The 15,236-nt window shown below is 68.2% G+C and carries 17 protein-coding genes and 1 tRNA gene; 11 read left to right on the top strand and 7 right to left on the bottom strand.

Features of this window, described 5'->3' with window-relative positions; translation table 11 throughout:
- Positions 1–108: 108 nt before the first annotated feature.
- Entirely contained in the window at positions 109–1,620 is a 1,512-nt protein-coding gene (locus FHS98_RS17045; RefSeq protein WP_167108040.1) for an acetyl-CoA hydrolase/transferase family protein, read from the top strand.
- Here the strand turns inward: FHS98_RS17045 and FHS98_RS17040 are convergent.
- The gene (locus FHS98_RS17040; RefSeq protein WP_341786094.1) at positions 1,615–2,838 is read right to left on the bottom strand and encodes an ROK family transcriptional regulator; all 1,224 of its coding nucleotides are present in this window, start codon (positions 2,836–2,838) and stop codon (positions 1,615–1,617) included. The two genes, FHS98_RS17045 and FHS98_RS17040, sit on opposite strands and share 6 nt — an antisense overlap.
- Positions 2,839–3,133: 295 nt before the next feature.
- Between FHS98_RS17040 and FHS98_RS17035 the strand changes: the two genes are divergently transcribed.
- Together FHS98_RS17035 and FHS98_RS17030 are read left to right on the top strand one after the other, a co-directional pair.
- Complete coding sequence (locus FHS98_RS17035) at positions 3,134–3,388, top strand: hypothetical protein (protein WP_167108034.1); 255 nt, start codon at positions 3,134–3,136, stop codon at positions 3,386–3,388.
- Between the two features lie 145 nt (positions 3,389–3,533).
- Entirely contained in the window at positions 3,534–3,677 is a 144-nt protein-coding gene (locus tag FHS98_RS17030; protein ID WP_167108031.1) for a hypothetical protein, read from the top strand.
- Positions 3,678–3,688: 11 nt separating this feature from the next.
- Here the strand turns inward: FHS98_RS17030 and FHS98_RS17025 are convergent, their stop codons facing one another.
- Entirely contained in the window at positions 3,689–4,777 is a 1,089-nt protein-coding gene (locus FHS98_RS17025; RefSeq protein WP_167108028.1) for a helix-turn-helix transcriptional regulator, read from the bottom strand.
- Between the two features lie 592 nt (positions 4,778–5,369).
- Between FHS98_RS17025 and FHS98_RS17020 the strand changes: the two genes are divergently transcribed.
- The 7 genes from FHS98_RS17020 to FHS98_RS16990 all read left to right on the top strand — a co-directional run bounded on the left by FHS98_RS17020 (position 5,370) and on the right by FHS98_RS16990 (position 11,022).
- Positions 5,370–6,209, top strand: coding sequence for a hypothetical protein (locus FHS98_RS17020; RefSeq protein WP_167108025.1), 840 nt, complete (start codon positions 5,370–5,372; stop codon positions 6,207–6,209).
- A 79-nt stretch (positions 6,210–6,288) separates the two neighbouring features.
- A complete protein-coding gene (locus FHS98_RS17015) occupies positions 6,289–6,642 on the top strand; it encodes a hypothetical protein (protein ID WP_167108021.1) in 354 nt (117 codons plus the stop codon).
- Positions 6,643–6,657: 15 nt separating this feature from the next.
- Entirely contained in the window at positions 6,658–7,362 is a 705-nt protein-coding gene (locus tag FHS98_RS17010) for a C39 family peptidase (RefSeq protein ID WP_167108017.1), read from the top strand.
- A gap of 13 nt (positions 7,363–7,375) precedes the next feature.
- Entirely contained in the window at positions 7,376–8,083 is a 708-nt protein-coding gene (locus FHS98_RS17005) for a hypothetical protein (RefSeq protein WP_167108014.1), read from the top strand.
- Between the two features lie 46 nt (positions 8,084–8,129).
- Positions 8,130–9,461, top strand: coding sequence for a transporter (locus FHS98_RS17000; protein WP_167108010.1), 1,332 nt, complete (start codon positions 8,130–8,132; stop codon positions 9,459–9,461).
- Between the two features lie 305 nt (positions 9,462–9,766).
- The gene (locus tag FHS98_RS16995; RefSeq protein ID WP_167108007.1) at positions 9,767–10,222 is read left to right on the top strand and encodes a hypothetical protein; all 456 of its coding nucleotides are present in this window, start codon (positions 9,767–9,769) and stop codon (positions 10,220–10,222) included.
- Positions 10,219–11,022 (top strand): ferredoxin--NADP reductase, encoded by an 804-nt coding sequence (locus FHS98_RS16990; protein WP_167108004.1) that lies wholly within the window; start codon positions 10,219–10,221, stop codon positions 11,020–11,022. Before FHS98_RS16995 ends, FHS98_RS16990 begins: the two co-directional genes overlap by 4 nt.
- 54 nt (positions 11,023–11,076) lie before the next feature.
- Here FHS98_RS16990 and FHS98_RS16985 read toward each other — a convergent pair whose 3' ends face one another.
- The 3 genes from FHS98_RS16985 to modA are packed head-to-tail and all read right to left on the bottom strand — an operon-like array spanning position 11,077 to position 13,174.
- Positions 11,077–11,703 (bottom strand): molybdenum ABC transporter ATP-binding protein, encoded by a 627-nt coding sequence (locus FHS98_RS16985; protein WP_167108001.1) that lies wholly within the window; start codon positions 11,701–11,703, stop codon positions 11,077–11,079.
- Positions 11,693–12,391 carry a molybdate ABC transporter permease subunit gene (modB, locus tag FHS98_RS16980; protein WP_167107998.1) on the bottom strand — a complete coding sequence of 233 codons (699 nt, stop codon included), beginning with the start codon at positions 12,389–12,391 and terminating at the stop codon, positions 11,693–11,695. The genes FHS98_RS16985 and modB overlap by 11 nt, the downstream gene beginning before the upstream one ends.
- A gap of 3 nt (positions 12,392–12,394) precedes the next feature.
- Entirely contained in the window at positions 12,395–13,174 is a 780-nt protein-coding gene (gene modA / locus FHS98_RS16975) for a molybdate ABC transporter substrate-binding protein (RefSeq protein WP_167107995.1), read from the bottom strand.
- A gap of 149 nt (positions 13,175–13,323) precedes the next feature.
- Between modA and FHS98_RS16970 the strand changes: the two genes are divergently transcribed.
- Positions 13,324–13,397: transfer RNA gene (locus FHS98_RS16970), tRNA-Gly, on the top strand.
- A 16-nt stretch (positions 13,398–13,413) separates the two neighbouring features.
- Here FHS98_RS16970 and FHS98_RS16965 read toward each other — a convergent pair.
- Together FHS98_RS16965 and FHS98_RS16960 are read right to left on the bottom strand one after the other, a co-directional pair.
- The gene (locus FHS98_RS16965) at positions 13,414–13,854 is read right to left on the bottom strand and encodes a hypothetical protein (protein WP_167107992.1); all 441 of its coding nucleotides are present in this window, start codon (positions 13,852–13,854) and stop codon (positions 13,414–13,416) included.
- Between the two features lie 44 nt (positions 13,855–13,898).
- Positions 13,899–15,227, bottom strand: a complete 1,329-nt coding sequence (locus tag FHS98_RS16960) for a lipopolysaccharide biosynthesis protein (RefSeq protein ID WP_167107989.1) — start codon at positions 15,225–15,227, stop codon at positions 13,899–13,901.
- Positions 15,228–15,236: the final 9 nt, after the last annotated feature.

Genomic DNA, 15,236 nt, shown 5'->3' with positions numbered 1-15,236 from the left:
GATCCACGCACGACTATTGTCCTCATTTTCTTCATTATCCCACAAAGCCGCTCTGGCTAAGCAACGCGCAGACACCCGCGCAGCAGGGCGGGAGCAGGAGATTGCGAGATGACCGACCGGATCGCCCATCAGGGGCTGGCCGCCCGCCGCATGGATGCCGGGTCCGCCGCCGCGCTCATCGCACATGGCATGACCGTGGGGATGAGCGGTTTCACCGGCTCGGGCTATCCCAAGGCGGTTCCGACCGCGCTCGCCGAGCGGATCGAGGCCGAGCACGCAGCCGGCCGTCCGATGCGCGTGAAGGTGTGGACCGGCGCCTCCACCGGCCCCGAGCTGGACGGCGCGCTCGCCAGGGCAGACGGCATCGAGCTGCGCCTGCCCTACAACTCCGATCCCATCGCCCGCGAGCGGATCAACCGCGGCGAGATGGACTATCTCGACATGCATCTGAGCCAGGTCGCGCCGATGGCGTGGCAGGGCTTCCTCGGGCCGCTCGACGTGGCGGTGATCGAGGTGACGGCGATCCTGCCGGATGGCTCGCTGGTGCCGTCCTCATCGGTCGGCAACAACAAGACGTGGCTGGATCGCGCCAGGGCCGTGATCCTCGAGGTGAATAGCTGGCAGAATCCGGCGCTCGAAGGGATGCACGACATCTATTACGGCACCGCGCTGCCGCCGCATCGCGTGCCGATCCCGCTCATCCGGCCGGACGACCGCATCGGCCAGCCGACGCTGCGCTGCGATCCCGACAAGGTGATCGCCGTCGTCGAGACCGATGCGCCGGATCGCAACGCCCCCTTCACCCCGCCCGACGCGACGGCGAAGGCGATCGCGGGCCATCTGCTCGATTTCCTCGGCCATGAGGTGAAGATCGGGCGGCTACCGCCCACGCTGCTGCCGCTCCAGTCGGGTGTCGGCAACATCGCCAACGCGGTGCTGACGGGCCTCATCGACGGGCCGTTCCACGACCTCACCGCCTATACCGAGGTGATCCAGGACGGAATGCTGGACCTGCTCGACAGCGGCCGGCTGCGCATGGCGTCGGCGACGGCCTTCTCGCTCAGCCCGGATGCCGCGCACCGCATCAACGCCGACATGGCGCGCTATCGCGAGCGGATGATCCTGCGCCCGCAGGAGATCAGCAACCATCCCGAGATCGTCCGGCGGCTGGGCTGCATCGCGATGAACGGGCTGATCGAGGCCGACATCTACGGCAACGTCAACTCCACCTGCATCATGGGATCGCGTATCCAGAACGGCATCGGCGGATCGGGTGATTTCGCGCGCAACGCCTACGTCTCGGTGTTCATGACGCCGTCGACCGCCAAGGGCGGCGCCATCTCGGCGATCGTGCCGCAGGCCTCGCATGTCGATCACATCATGCAGGACGTGCAGGTGATCGTGACCGAGCAGGGCCTCGCCGACCTGCGCGGCCTGAGCCCCAAGCAGCGCGCCAGCCTCATCATCGAGCGCTGCGCCCACCCGGACTATCGCCCGATGCTGCGCGATTATCAGGCGCGGGCCGCGAAGGGCTCGTTCGGCCAGCACGCGCCGTCGCTGCCGTCCGAGGCGCTGTCCTGGCACCAGCGCTTCATGGACGCCGGCACGATGAAGCTATGAGCGGCCGGCCTGGATGAGGATGGCGTCCGACGGCAGGAGCTGATCGAGCACCGGGATGATCGCCGCCCCGATCGCCGGCGCGTCGCCCGCCATCGTCGCCGGGCGGACATTGGCATGGGTGGGAATAAGCAGGCCCGCGAGCGCCTCGTTGAGGCTCGCCGACAGCCGCTCGATCAGCGGCATCGGCAGCCGCCCGCCGATCAGCACCAGCCCCGGATCGATCAGGCAGTTCACCGCCACCAGCGGCGACACCAGCGAGCGGGTCGCGTCCGCGATCCATTGCGACACGATCGGCGCGGCCGGCCCCGCCTCGTCGGTCAGGTCGCTGTCGGGCGCGAGGCCCGCTGCCTCCAGCCGAGCGCCGAGCGCGGAGAGCGAGACGATGTCCTGCACGATCGCGCCGGGGAGGGCGGAGGTCGCATCCGGCATCAGCCCGATCTCGCCGCTGCGCCGGGTGGCGCCGCGATAATAGCTGCCCTCGATCACCGGCCCGCCGCCGAGGCCCGCGCTGATGAGCAGGTAGAAGAAGCTCGGATGGCCGAAGCCGGTGACGCACTGTGCCTCGCCCAGCGCCGCCGCCGCCGCGTCATTGTCGACATGCACCGTCCACGGCAGCACGTCGCGCAGCAACTCGGGAATATCGAGCTGGCTCCAGCGTTCATATCCCCTGGGCCGACGGGGCAGGGTGATGGCGCCGAGATCGTCGGGCAGCGCCACGCCGACGCCGAGGATGCGCTCGCGGTCCACGCCGCCCGCCGCGATCAGCCCGCCGATCTCGCGCGAAACATAGGCGATCACGTCCTCCGGCATGGCGAAGGGGATCTCGGTGCTCACGCGGCTGCGCACTTCGCCGGCGAGGTCGAGGGTCACCAGCGTGATATGGTCGCGGTCGATGTTGAGGCCGATGGTGAAGGCGCCGTCCGGGTTCACCGCCAGCCGCAGCGCCGGTTGCCCCCGCCCGCCATGCAGCCGCCCGACCTGCCGGACGAGGCCGAGTTCGGCGAGCCGTCCGGTGATGTTGGCGATGGTCGGGGCGGTGAGCCCCGTCTGGCGGGCCAGCTCCACCCGCGTCGTCTCGCCGCTCAGCCGGATCGCCTGGAGCACCGTGCGCTGATTATAGTCGCCGGCCCGCGCGAGGTTGGTGCCCGACAGCGAAACCGAGAGCCGCGTCCCGCGACTTTCCCCTGCGCTCTGGTCGTTCCTGCCCTTGTTCCGCACCCTTCGCCTTTCGCCCTGCATCCATCCGGGATTTCAGACTGACAATGCCTGCGCTCTCCGGCAAGCGGACTTGAACCATCGCCGGAACAAGTCCCCGAAAGGAGACATCCGGCGAAACTGTCCGAGCCTTGGCGATCCATGCCAATCCTCGGTGAAATCCGCCAGAGGCAAACAGGCCTCGTGGCGCCGAAACCGCGCAATCCGGGCCTTCCGGCAGACTGGCACACCCCGTGCAAAGGATGGGACGCGCGCCGATCCACGGCCCGCTCACACGGTTTCTCGAAGGGATGACGCCATGAAAGCTTCCGCTCGCCTTGCCGCCTGTGCCGCGTTCGAACTGCTGTTCGCCACCGCCGCCGCGGCGCCCGCCCTCGCGCACGCCTCCACGCAGCACCGCGTCGAACTCAGCGACGGCAGCACCATCACCTATAATGCCGAAACCGGCCAATATTGCTGGACGCATAGCCTGACCGGCTCGAACGTCCCGCGCCACGAATGCCACTCGCAGCAGGAATGGGCGAAGCTGGGGCTGAACATCAGCGGCAAGTGACGCTCCGTCCGGGAGCCTTGCCAGCGGGGCCGTCGGTTCGGTGCGGAATTGCTTCAAGGGAGGGGCGGGCCGTTCAAGACGGCCCGGCCCGGTCGCACCTATGACGGCCCCGAAGGCGGGGAAGCCTGTCGGTGAAGGACGGATCATGCGGTATCGGGACGATGTCGAAATGGACCTGTGGCGCAGCATCGAGGTCGAGCGCGTCGAGGTGGTGACGGTCGTCAGCCTCGCAGCCATCGCGGTGATGGTCGGGCTGATCCTGCTGACCGTGGCGATGATGATGAGCTGAGCCGCGCGGGCTCAGACGATCGCCTCGACCTTGGTGCGCCCGAAGAAGGGCAGCAGATTGCTCATCATCATCCGCACGAGATCCGCCTGCCGGTTGGTGCCGGTCTTCTGGAAGATCTGGCGGAGATAGGCACGGGCGGTCTGCTGCTTGATCCGCATCATCCGCGCCGTCTCGGCGAGCGTCTTGCCCATGGTGAGGCAGCAGGCGAGCCGGGTCTCCACCGGCGAGAGCCCGTTCAGCCGGCAGATCGGCGCCAGCGCGCCGGAAAGATCGCCCTCCGGCCGGATCGCGAACAGAATGGCGGAGGCCTCGCCATCGCCGTCCATGCCCGACGGGAGGACCGCCGCCATCAGCGGAGGCCGGCCCGGCTGGCGGGGCAGCGCGAGCATCAGCGCGTGATCGGCCCCGTCCGCGTCGTGCGTGGCGAGGATATGGTCGAGGCTCACCTGAAGGCGCACCGCGTCCCTGAGCGAGGTGGCGGTGACGGACTCGCCGCTCGCGCGCAGGCCGTCATGCTCGTCGATGATCTCGCGCAAGGCGAGGTTGGCGAACGCGACATGCTTGGACGGAGAGATGATGCCGATGCCGGCATTCACATGATCCAGCGCGTTGCGGAGCCCGTGGGCGAGCCGATGCTCGCGCGCCAGCGCATCGCGCATCGCGGCGAAGCGGGCGACGCAGGGAAGCAGCAGCTTCCCCAGCGCCAGCGTCCGCCGCATCGCCGATCCCTTGGGCGGCACCGGGAAGCCGAGGACGAGGCTGATCGCGCAATCCGGCTGCTGGGTGATGTGAAAGAGGCGGGCGATGTCGGGCACGCCGGGATCGAGCCAGCTTTCCTCGACGGATTGCGGGCGGGCGGAGGGAGTGGGCAGCCGGTCTGCGATGTCGTCGAGCAGCGCCGCCGCGCGCGCGACCGGCAGGCCATCGAGCGCGAGCAGCCGGTGCGTGTCATGGCCGGCCCCCCGTGCGAGGATCAGCGCGAAACCGGCGCCGCTGCCGGACCGGAGGGCCTGTATCGCCCAGTCGAAATCGTCGTCCATCCCCGTTTCGGCAGAGGGGGCTTCGGGCAGCCGGAACGGCCTGGCCGGGGGGATCGCCATCCGTCGCGCCGGGGCGCTGATGTTCGGCACCTGCATGTGGCCCCACCTCTCCTGTGTGCATGGTCGAACCCATGCATCTGAACGCCCGCGGTGACGTGGGCGCGACCGGCGCCGGAATTTCCACACCCGCCTTCACCGCATTGGCACGGAACGTGGCGATTCGGTGAGCCAGAGCGTGTAAGAAGCCGGATCATCGGATCGATATCGCGATGCCCGTGGGGAGTAGGGCTTTATCCGATCGGGCTACGAAGCGGGGCGGAGCGATATGCGTTCGGTTTGCCCACGGTCGCGCGGACTCCTCCCCTTCGGGCATGGGCACCCCGTGGCGAAGGGTGAGGGCGCTCCGATAAATCCCATCGTTCCCGTGTGTTGCGCGGTGCTTTCCCCCCAAATGGGGGGAGGCCGCCCTGATCGTCCGATCAGTGGCTATTCCGTCGTCTGAGGGCTCATCCTGCCCGGCTGGTCGGGGCGATAAGGCGTCTGGCGGCGGGATCTCCCTCGGGGCTTTCCACCGTCGCGCTTGGGCCGTCCTCGGCACATGTCCTGCAATCGGGGGCAGGTCGGAAAGAAAGCGAACAGGAGGATCGTTTCCATGAAGACCCATCTTCTGCTGACCGCATCATTCGCCGCCATCATGATTTCGGGCACCGCGCTTGCGGATCCGGGGCCGGGCGGCGGCGGGACACCGACGACGGCGACGACCACCACCAACTGGGCCGGCCTCGGCAGCGCCGCGGCGACCGGGGATGCCAGCACGACCAACACGTCCACCACCACGGTGAACAAGACGAGTACGCTCGGCGTCACGGACAGCGGCAACACCGCCGACAGCAACAACAGCACGTCGACCAGCACCGACAGTTCGGACAATTCGAAGAATTTCGCCTGGACGTCGAACAAGGCCTGGACGTCGAACGATACCGACACCCGGACGAACACCGCGACCGTCACGGACAGCGGCAACTCGACCAAGACCAACACGCTGACCAAGACGGACACGAAGACCAACACCTCGACCAACACGGCCGGCACGGTGGCGGCGAACAATGGCGGGTCGGCGACCGACAACTCGCAGCATGACAGCAACAACCGCACCAAGACCTGGACCGCGACGACCACCACCTCGATCGCCGACAGCGGCAATGACAATTCCGATCATTCCCGCACGACCACCGACAGCTATAACGACAGCTCGGTGAACACCTCGGTCGTCTCCTCGTCCGATCTGGCGAGCAACGTGACGGGCGCGTGGGTCTCCTACGCGGCCAATCGCGGCACGGACAACGGCCCGAACAACAGCCTGACCGTCGACAACGGCGCGTTCCAGAACTTCGCCGGCCTGCAAGCGCTCAACATGAACACCGGCGTGGGCGCCTCGCAGAACAGCTCGGTCAACGTCAGCGTCTCGGCCGGGACGATCAATCTGCAATAAGCCGAAGGGAGGCGCGGGGCAGACCGGTTCCGCGCCTTCCGTCTTTCAGGGCGCGCTTCCTTTCGCAGGGGACGGAACGATGAACAGGGCGTTCCTTATCGCCGGGGCCTTGGCCCTCGGGTCGATCGCCGCGCCGGGCATGGCGCAGACCGCCGCCGCCGCGCCCTCCTTGCCCTTTGGGCAGGCGGGTGCCGTGGGTGACGGGCAGTTGAGCACGATCACCGGCATGGCCAATGTCGATCAATATATCATGGCGCAAAATACCAACACAGTTTCCGGCAATCATGTCGATGGAAATTCGGTGACCGGTACGATAAACTTCGACCCGACATCCTTTCAGAACATGAACGGACTGTCCGTGCTGAGTGCCAATACGGGCAACAATGTTGCGATCAATTCGTCGTTGAACGTGAACGTCGCAATCCGGCCCTGAAACAGGGAGAGTGTCATGAGATCGGGGGCGATCATGGCATGGATGGGGGTGCTGCTCCCACTCGGCGCCTGCTCCGGCGCGCTGCTCCCGGAGGGCGACAACCGGGTCAATTATGGTGGAACGATGGAGTTCCGCCTCCCCGTCAACAGCATGATCGGCCGCCGTTTCGACACGGTGGTGCGCCAGCAATATGATTTTAGCTGCGGCTCGGCCGCGCTCGCGACGCTGCTGCGCTATCATTACGACGATCCCCAGACCGAGCAGAGCGTCTTCCTCGGCATGTGGCGCGACGGCGATCAGGCGCAGATCCGCAAGGTCGGCTTCTCGATGCTCGACATGAAGCGCTATCTCGCCGCGCGCGGCCTGTCGGCGGATGGCTATCGGGTGACGCTGGGGCAGATCATGAAGGCCCGCACGCCGGGCATCGCGCTCATCAATTTCAACGGATACCGGCATTTCGTGGTGGTGGTGGGCTTCGAGGGGCGGACGCTGATCCTCGGCGATCCCTCGCTCGGCCTGCGGCGCGAAGATCGCTCGGTGTTCCAGAAGCAGTGGAACAACGTCTATTTCGTCCTGAACGGGCGCACGTCGGTCGCCAACGCGCATTTCAACCAGGCGGCGGACCTCGCGCGTGCCCCGAGCTACCGCTTCTATCCCGGAGCCGAACCGCTCAGCCTGTCCGGGCTGGCGTTGACGAGGCCCGGCCTGAACTCCTTCTAGGGAGGGCGACGCCATGCTGCTGTCACTTCTGGCTCTCGCGCTTTCGGTGGTGCAGCCCATCGTCGTGAAGGCGCCCCCGCCCTCGCTGTTCGACAGCCCGCGCGTTCCCGATGCCGAACTGGGCGAGATGCGGGGCGGCTTCGATCTTCCGAACGGGCTCGACATCGCGATCGGGATCGACGTGCAGACGCGCATCGACGGCGCGCTGGCGCTTCACACCGTCTACAGCAGCGAAGGGCCTGATGCGGGCGTCCACGTCTATTCGGGCGACGGCGGCCCGGCGAGCGGCAGCGGCGGCACCAGCGTGGCGGGCGCCGCGGACGGCACCGGCGTCAGCGTTTCGCGGTCGGCGAACGGAGCCACCGTCGTCTCCACGCCAAGCACCCCGGCCGTGACCATCGTGTCGAACGCATCTCCGGCCTCGACCGGCGGCAACGCCCTCCCGCTCACCGCCAACGGCGCGCCGGTGCAGACCGCGTCGGGCAGCTACAGCCTCACCAGCACCGATCGCGGCGACGTCGTCACCTATGCCGGCCCCTCGATCGAGGTGCAGCACCTGATCGGGCAGGCGACCGGCGTGGTGATCGCCAACACCGCCAACAACCGTACCATCGACACCACCAGCACTATCAACATCGACATGCAGAACGTGCCGGTCGCCGCGATCAGCAGCGCCTTCCTCGCGGCGCGGGCGGCATTCGATTCGGCACGCGCGCATTAGGGGTTCGTAGGCCGCCGATGGGGATCGGCGAACATTGGGGGATGCCATGATCGCAGCAATGCTCGCCCTGTTGCTCGCCGGCACATCTTCGCCCGCGCCGGCGGAGGCTGCCGCCGCGCCCGCCGCCGTCAGCAGCGCGCCCGACGACATCGCCGCGCTCAGGCAGGAGATCGCGGCCGAGCGCGCCGCGCTGGAGGAGCAGCAGCGCTCGCTCGATGCCGAGCGCCGCCGGCTGGAATCGCTGGAGGCGCGCTTCTACGCCAAGGTGGGCGGCGCGCCGGCGGTGGCGAGCGCCGGCCAGCCCGGCGAGGTGCCGCTCCCCGTCTCGCCCCCGCCGGCCCCGCCGGAGCGCGCGCCGGGCAGCGGCGCGGGCGGCGTCCAGACCGTCGGCGAGGCGCCGACCGATCAGCGCCAGGTGCAGGTCGCGGTGCTCGACGCGCAGGGCGGCATCATCACCAAGAAGGGCCGGCTGACGCTGGAGAGCGATCTCGAATATGCCCGCGCCGACAACAACAGCGTGATCTTCCGCGGTGTCGAGGTGCCGGCGTCGGTGCTGATCGGCGTGTTCGACATCAACCAGAGCCGGGACGACTTCATAACGGCGGCGGGCGTGGCGCGTTTCGGCGTCACCAACCGGTTCGAGATCAACGCCCGCATCCCCTATGTCTATCGTTCCAGCAAATCGGTGCTGGCGCCGGTGGCGGACCCCAACAACCCCAATGCCGGGCAGATCGACAAGCCGGTGAACAACGGCCATCTCGGCGATATCGATTTCGGCGCCCGCTATCAGCTCACCGACGGGCATAACGGTTCGCCCTATCTGATCGCCGGCGTGCAGGCGATCGCGCCGACCGGCACCAATCCCTTCACCGTCCCCCGCGATTCGCTCGGCAACGCCCTGAAGGCGGCGACCGGTGCGGGCTTCTGGGGTGTGCAGCCCAATCTGACCGCGATCCTGCCGACCGATCCGGCCGTGCTGTTCGGGACGATCGGCTATACCTACAACTTCCCCAACTCGCCCAACACGGTGATCGGGCCGGCGCTGATCGAGCGGGTGTGGCCGGGCGGCGAGCCCAGCGCGAGCGCGGGCATCGCCATCTCGCTCAATCCGCGCACCTCGATCAGCCTCGGCTATGCCCATACCTGGGTGCTGGGGACGAAGAGCCGGCTGCGGACCTTCAACAGCCAGAGAGGGGCCTATAACGATCCCACCACGCAGAGGACGCGCGATCTGCAACTGGGCCGCTTCCTGTTCGGCGTCAGCTATCGCGTGAACCAGCGCACCACGATCAACTGGAGCATCGAGGCCGGGGTGACCGACGATGCGACCGATCTGCGCACGACGCTGCGTATTCCGCTCACCTTCGACCTGTTCTGACCGGTCGCCGTCCACCGCGCGAGGCCTCGTCCCGCGCGGTGGATTTGCCCCGGAGCGGGGCATGGCGAAGCCCGCGCTCGGGCCTCCCAAGAAAGCCTACATTGACTCCGGCGCCACATTGCTCTTGAGGGGGCCGCATGGGCCGACCAGCCCTTTTTGTTAGCGCGACGCGACCAGTCGCCCATCGTTCATCGGCTTCGGCCGCGATCGATCGGGAGAAAGGGAGAGCGGCCAGTCGACGCGCCCGGCATTGATATTGCGATCGGTTCGCAATATGTGCGCTCGACTGTTTGGAGACTTCGTTCATGTACCTTCTCATCGACCAGCCGGTTCACCGGCTCAACCAGGGCAGCCGATTCCTGCTCTGGGCGATGCGGAGCTGGGCCACGGCGGCGAGCGCGGGCACCGGCCCGTTCGCGGCGCTGGAGCCCGCCTTCGAGGGCATGGGCGTGGCCACCGCGCTGCCGGCGTTCAACACCGTGATGGCCATGCTCGACAGCGACGGGCTGGAGAAGCTCGGCCTCGCCCCGATCGGCAGCACGCGGATCGGCGAGGACGAGGCGATCCTGCTGACGCTGTGGAGCGCGAGCCTTGATCCCGCGAGCCATGGTCGTCGCGACGGCACGCTTGCTCTGCTGGTCGCCGAAGAGGCCGTTTCTCCGATCGCGTGCGCGCTGGACGAAGCGACCCCCATCCTCGCCGAGATCGGGCTCGCCCCGGCCGGCATCGCAACCCACGACAATCAGGAGGCCGGCCGTTGAGCGAGCTTCACACCCTTACGCCCACCACTGCGCTCAGCGTCGAGACGGTTACGCGCGTCCATCACTGGAACGAGCATCTCTTCAGCTTCTCGATCACGCGCCCGTCGAGCTTCCGCTTCCGCTCGGGCGAGTTCGTCATGCTCGGCCTGCCCGACGGGCAGCGCCCGCTGCTGCGCGCATACTCGATCGCCAGCCCGGCCTATGCGGAGGAGCTGGACTTCCTCTCGATCAAGGTGCCGGACGGCCCGCTGACCTCGCGTCTCCAGACGATCAAGGAGGGCGATCCCGTCTTCCTCGGCCGCAAGCCGACCGGCACGCTGGTGGCCGACGCGCTGCTGCCCGGCCGTCGCCTGTTCCTGCTCTCGACCGGCACCGGCCTCGCGCCCTTCCTGTCGATCATCCGCGATCCCGACATCTATGATCGCTTCTCGCAGATCATCCTGGTCCACTCGGTGCGCCGGGTGAGCGACCTCGCCTTCCGGGGCGAGCTGGAGGCGCAGCTCGCCGACGATCCGCTCGTCTCGGATCAGGCGCTGCTCCAGTTCCATTACATCCCGACCGTGACGCGCGAGCCGTTCCACACCAGCAAGCGCATCGGCGGGCTGGTCGAGGACGGCACGCTGTTCGGCCCGACCGTGCTCGGCGAGCGCGCCTTCGATCCCGAGCATGATCGCGTGATGATGTGCGGCAGCATGGCGATGATTAAGGATCTGGCCCACACCTTCGATGGCCTCGGTTTCTCCGAAGGCTCGAACGCGGCGCCGGGCCATTATGTGATCGAGCGCGCCTTCGTCGGATAAAGGTATCTAAGACGACTTTTGAAGGGGCGGTTCCGTTGCGGAGCCGCCCTTTTTCTATATGCCGAGCGTGATCCGCTGGGTGGCGAGGCGTTCGGCCTCGGCGCCATCATGGGTGACGTAGAGGATCGGCACGGCGAGCTCGTCGCGCACCCGCTCGATCAGCGTCATGATCTCGGCGCGGCGGGGCGGATCGAGCGAGGAGAGCGGCTCGTCCATCAACAGCGAGCGCGGGCCGGACAGCAGCGCCCGCCCGATCGCCACGCGCTGCGCCTCGCCGCCCGAGAGCGAGCGCGGCCAGCGATCGAGCAGAGGAGCGATGCCGAGAAACGAGACGACGTCCTCCAGCCCGATCCAGCGATCCTCGGGTGTGGCGAGCCTGTGGCCGTAAAGCAGGTTGGCGCGCACCCGGCGATGCGGGAAGAGCCGCGCGTCCTGAAAGACATATCCGATGCGGCGCCTGTTTGGCGGCAGATCGATGCCCTCCGCCTTGTCGAACAGCGTCACGCCGTCGACCCGGACATGGCCGCGATCGGGCTTGAGCAACCCCGCCACCATCGCCAGCAGCGAGGTCTTGCCCGCGCCCGACGGCCCGGTGAGCGCGGTCAGGCCCGGCCCGACCGAGAAGGCAGCGGCGATTTCGATGTCGCCGAGCCGCTTCGCGACGTCGATGTCAAAGGACATGGCCACCCCGCCCGAAGGCATGGCGGCGGTTGAGCCATTCGGATGCCACCAGCGCCCCCAGCGACAGCGCCACCGAGATCATCGCGAGCCGCGCCACGGTGGCGTCGTTGCCCGGCATCTGGAGCGCGGCGTAGATGGCGAGCGGCAGCGTGCGCGTCTCGCCGGGGATGTTGGAGACGAAGGTGATGGTCGCGCCGAACTCGCCGATCGATCGCGCGAAGCCCAGCACCAGCGCCGCCAGCACGCCGGGCCTCGACAGCGGCAGCGTGACGGTGCGGAAGGCGTGCCACGGGCTCGCGCCGAGCGTGCGGGCCGCGCCCTCCAGCCGCCGGTCGACGGCCTCGATCGACAGGCGGATGGCACGCACCATCAGCGGCAGCGCCATGATCGCGGCGGCGAACGCCGCGCCCGTCCAGCGGAAGATCAGCGTGATGCCGAACCAGTCGTGCAGCGGCCCGCCGATCGGCCCCCGCAGGCCGAAGCCGATCAGCAGCAGCCAGCCCGTCACCACCGGCGGCAGCACCAGCGGCAGGTGGACGAGTCCGTCCAGCACCGCCTTGCCCGGAAACCGCCCGCGCGCCAGCAGATAGGCGAGCGCGAACGATACCGGCAGCGCCAGCCCCACCGCCACGCCGCTCACCTTCAGCGACAGGCGGATGATCTCCCAGTCGTCGGCGCTGAGCGTCACGCCTCAGGGTCGGTGCGTCAGGAAGCCGTAGCGCTGGAAGATCGCCCGGCCCGCGCTTGAGAGCAGGAAGCGGCGAAAGCCCTCGGCTTCCGGGCTGGCCGATCCGGTCAGCCGCGCGATCGGATAGGTGACGGCCGGGTGCGTGTTCTCGGGGAAGATGCCGGCGATCCGCACCGCCCTGGACGCCTTGGCGTCGGTTTCATAGACGATGCCATAGGGCGCCTCGCCGCGCTCGACGAAGGCCAGCGCCGCCCGCACGCTGTCGCCGCGCGCCACCTTGGGCTCCACCTGCGGCCAGACGCCCAATGCGGTGAGCGCGGCCTTGCCATATTTGCCGGCGGGCACCGAATCCGGGTCCGCCATGGCGAGGCGTCCGTCCCCCAGTGCCTGCGCCAGCGGGAAGCCCTTGCGGATCGCGATCGACCCCTTGCTCGTGGCCGGCGCGATCAGCACCAGCCGGTTGGCGAGGAAGGAGACGCGCGTGCCCGGCGCGACATGGCCGTTCTTCTGCACATCGTCCATCCACGGCTCGTCGGCCGAGATGAAGATGTCGGCGGGCGCCCCCGCATCGATCTGACGGGCAAGGGCGGAGGAGGCGGCGAAGGAGATGGTGGGCCTGGCGTGGCCCTTCGCGGCCCAGGCGTCCGCGGCGGCGGTGAGCGACTCCTGAAGGCTGGCGGCGGCGAGCACCAGCGGCGCCCTGGCGTCCCGCGCCATGGCCGGCGTCAGCGCGGTCAGCGCCATGGCCAGCCCCATCAGCACGCGCGCCCAGATTCCCCGCATTCTTCGTCCCCCGATCCGTTCCGGCCGTCACGATACAGGAGCATGGCGGGCGGCGTCACCGCTTTTGCGGCATCCGCGAAGAAATGCGACGGCGCATCAGCTCCGCGTTGACCGCGCCCTCACCCTTGTGGCAAGCGGCAGGCGGCCGGGCGGGTGTAGCTCAATGGTAGAGCAGAAGCCTTCCAAGCTTACGACGAGGGTTCGATTCCCTTCACCCGCTCCAGCCCCTCAAGCGCCCCTTAGCGGCGCAGATCTTCGGTCAGCGACATTTCGGAGATCGGCTCGAACCGGCCGAGCTTGCAACTGATCTCACGCGTGGGGCCGCCCGCGCCGATCGCGCCGAGCAGTGAGCCGTCATGATGGACGATCTGCACCGCGTCGCCCTCGCACAGCTCGACATCGCCCACCGCGCTGAGCTTCAGCTTGTCGACATTGTTGATGCGCAGCAGATCCTCGCACGGCTCGGGCAGGCGGTTGCGGAAGGCGGCGCCGCCGCTGACGTGGAAGATCAGCCGCGAATCGGATTCCGCCGTCTCGTCGCGGATCGAGTGGAGCGGGATGCATTGGCGCGTGCTGGCGATGCGCTCGCGCCGCGCGCCGGCCGGGCTGGTCGACGACAGCGCCAGGATTAACGCCAGCGGCACGAGGGTCAGGGGAGCGAAGTGGTGGGCTCGCATCATGTCATCCTTTCGTAATGGCGCCGCCTGTCCCTCGCGGAGGAGTGTTACGGTTTGGCGTCAGCCGCAGGCGCATAGCGGTGCCGGCCATGATAGCTCGCCATCACCGGGATCAGCATGAACAGCGCGAGGGCGGCATTGCCGAGCACATAGGCGCTGCCCGATCCGGTCAGCCCGAACAGGTGCGACAGCATGGCGAGCGCGGCGAGATACACCACCGTCGCCGCCGCCTGCGCCACCAGCGCCGCGCGCTGCCGCCCGACCATGTAGAGCAGCGATTGCAGCGGCGCGCTCGCCATCGACACCATCAGCGCGAACATCATCAGGCTGAGCAAACCATAGGCCGGCAGATATTTATGCCCGAACAGCCCGATCAGCGGCTTGCCGCCGAGGAAGATCAGCCCGACCACGACGATGCCGAGCCCGCCCGCCAGCGCGCCGGTGCGCAGCGCCAGTTTCCACGGATGCTTGCTGGACGGATCGAGCCGCATGATCTCGGGATAGAAGCCCTTGGTCAAAAGATCGGCGGGCTTGCTGGCGGAATCGAGCAGCGTGGCGGCGATGCCGTAGAGGCCGGCCGCCGCCGGGCCGAGCACGCCGCCGACGATCAGGTTGCTGACAGGCCCCCAGGCGGAGCTGAGCGAGGTGGCGATGTTGGTCGACCACACGAAGCTCCACGCATCCGGCAAGCGCCGCGCCGCGCCGCGCAGGCCGGGGCGCAGCGCATCGAGCATGTCGTGCCGCCTCAACTCGCGGACGGCGAGGCCCCACAGGATCAGGTCGCCGGCGATGTCCGCGATGTACCAGGCGACGACGAAGCCCGGAAAGCCGAGGTGGAAGACATAGGAGATCGCGGCCCCCGCCGCGCGCAGCACCGGCGTAGCCAGCCCCTGCTTGGCGATCAGGTCGAACCGGTCGAGCAGGCGCATCACGCCGGTGGGCGTGGCCGCCGCCATGGTCGGCACCAGCGTGCAGTAGAAGAGGGTGAGGCCGAAATGGCCGGCGTCGATATGGAGCGCCGGCGCGAGCCAGAACAGCGCCGTCATCGCCGCCGCCATGCCGAGCAGCCCGCTCACGATGTCGAGGCCGAACGCCAGGCGGATGGCATCCCGCGCGGGCTTCCGGTCGCCCTGTTTCAGCGCCGGGGCGCCATAGCGGATGATGACCTGCCAGCTCTGGAACTTGGCGATGCCGTTGGCGCCCACCGCATAGGCGTGGACGATCATCAGCATCCCGAACACGGCCGGATCGAGCGCATGGCTGGCGCAGGCGAGCGAGACGAGGCCGAACAGCGCGCCGATGAGCTTGGTCGAACCCAGATAGCCGGCGTTGCGCAGCACCGCGCGGAACACGCCGTCCTTGAACCAATGCTTCATGCGAAAAGG

The organism is Sphingomonas oligoaromativorans (assembly GCF_011762195.1).
Taxonomy (GTDB): domain Bacteria; phylum Pseudomonadota; class Alphaproteobacteria; order Sphingomonadales; family Sphingomonadaceae; genus Solisphingomonas; species Solisphingomonas oligoaromativorans.
The sequence above is the reverse complement of the archived record's forward strand: the minus strand, read 5'-3'. Positions and strand labels throughout refer to the sequence as shown.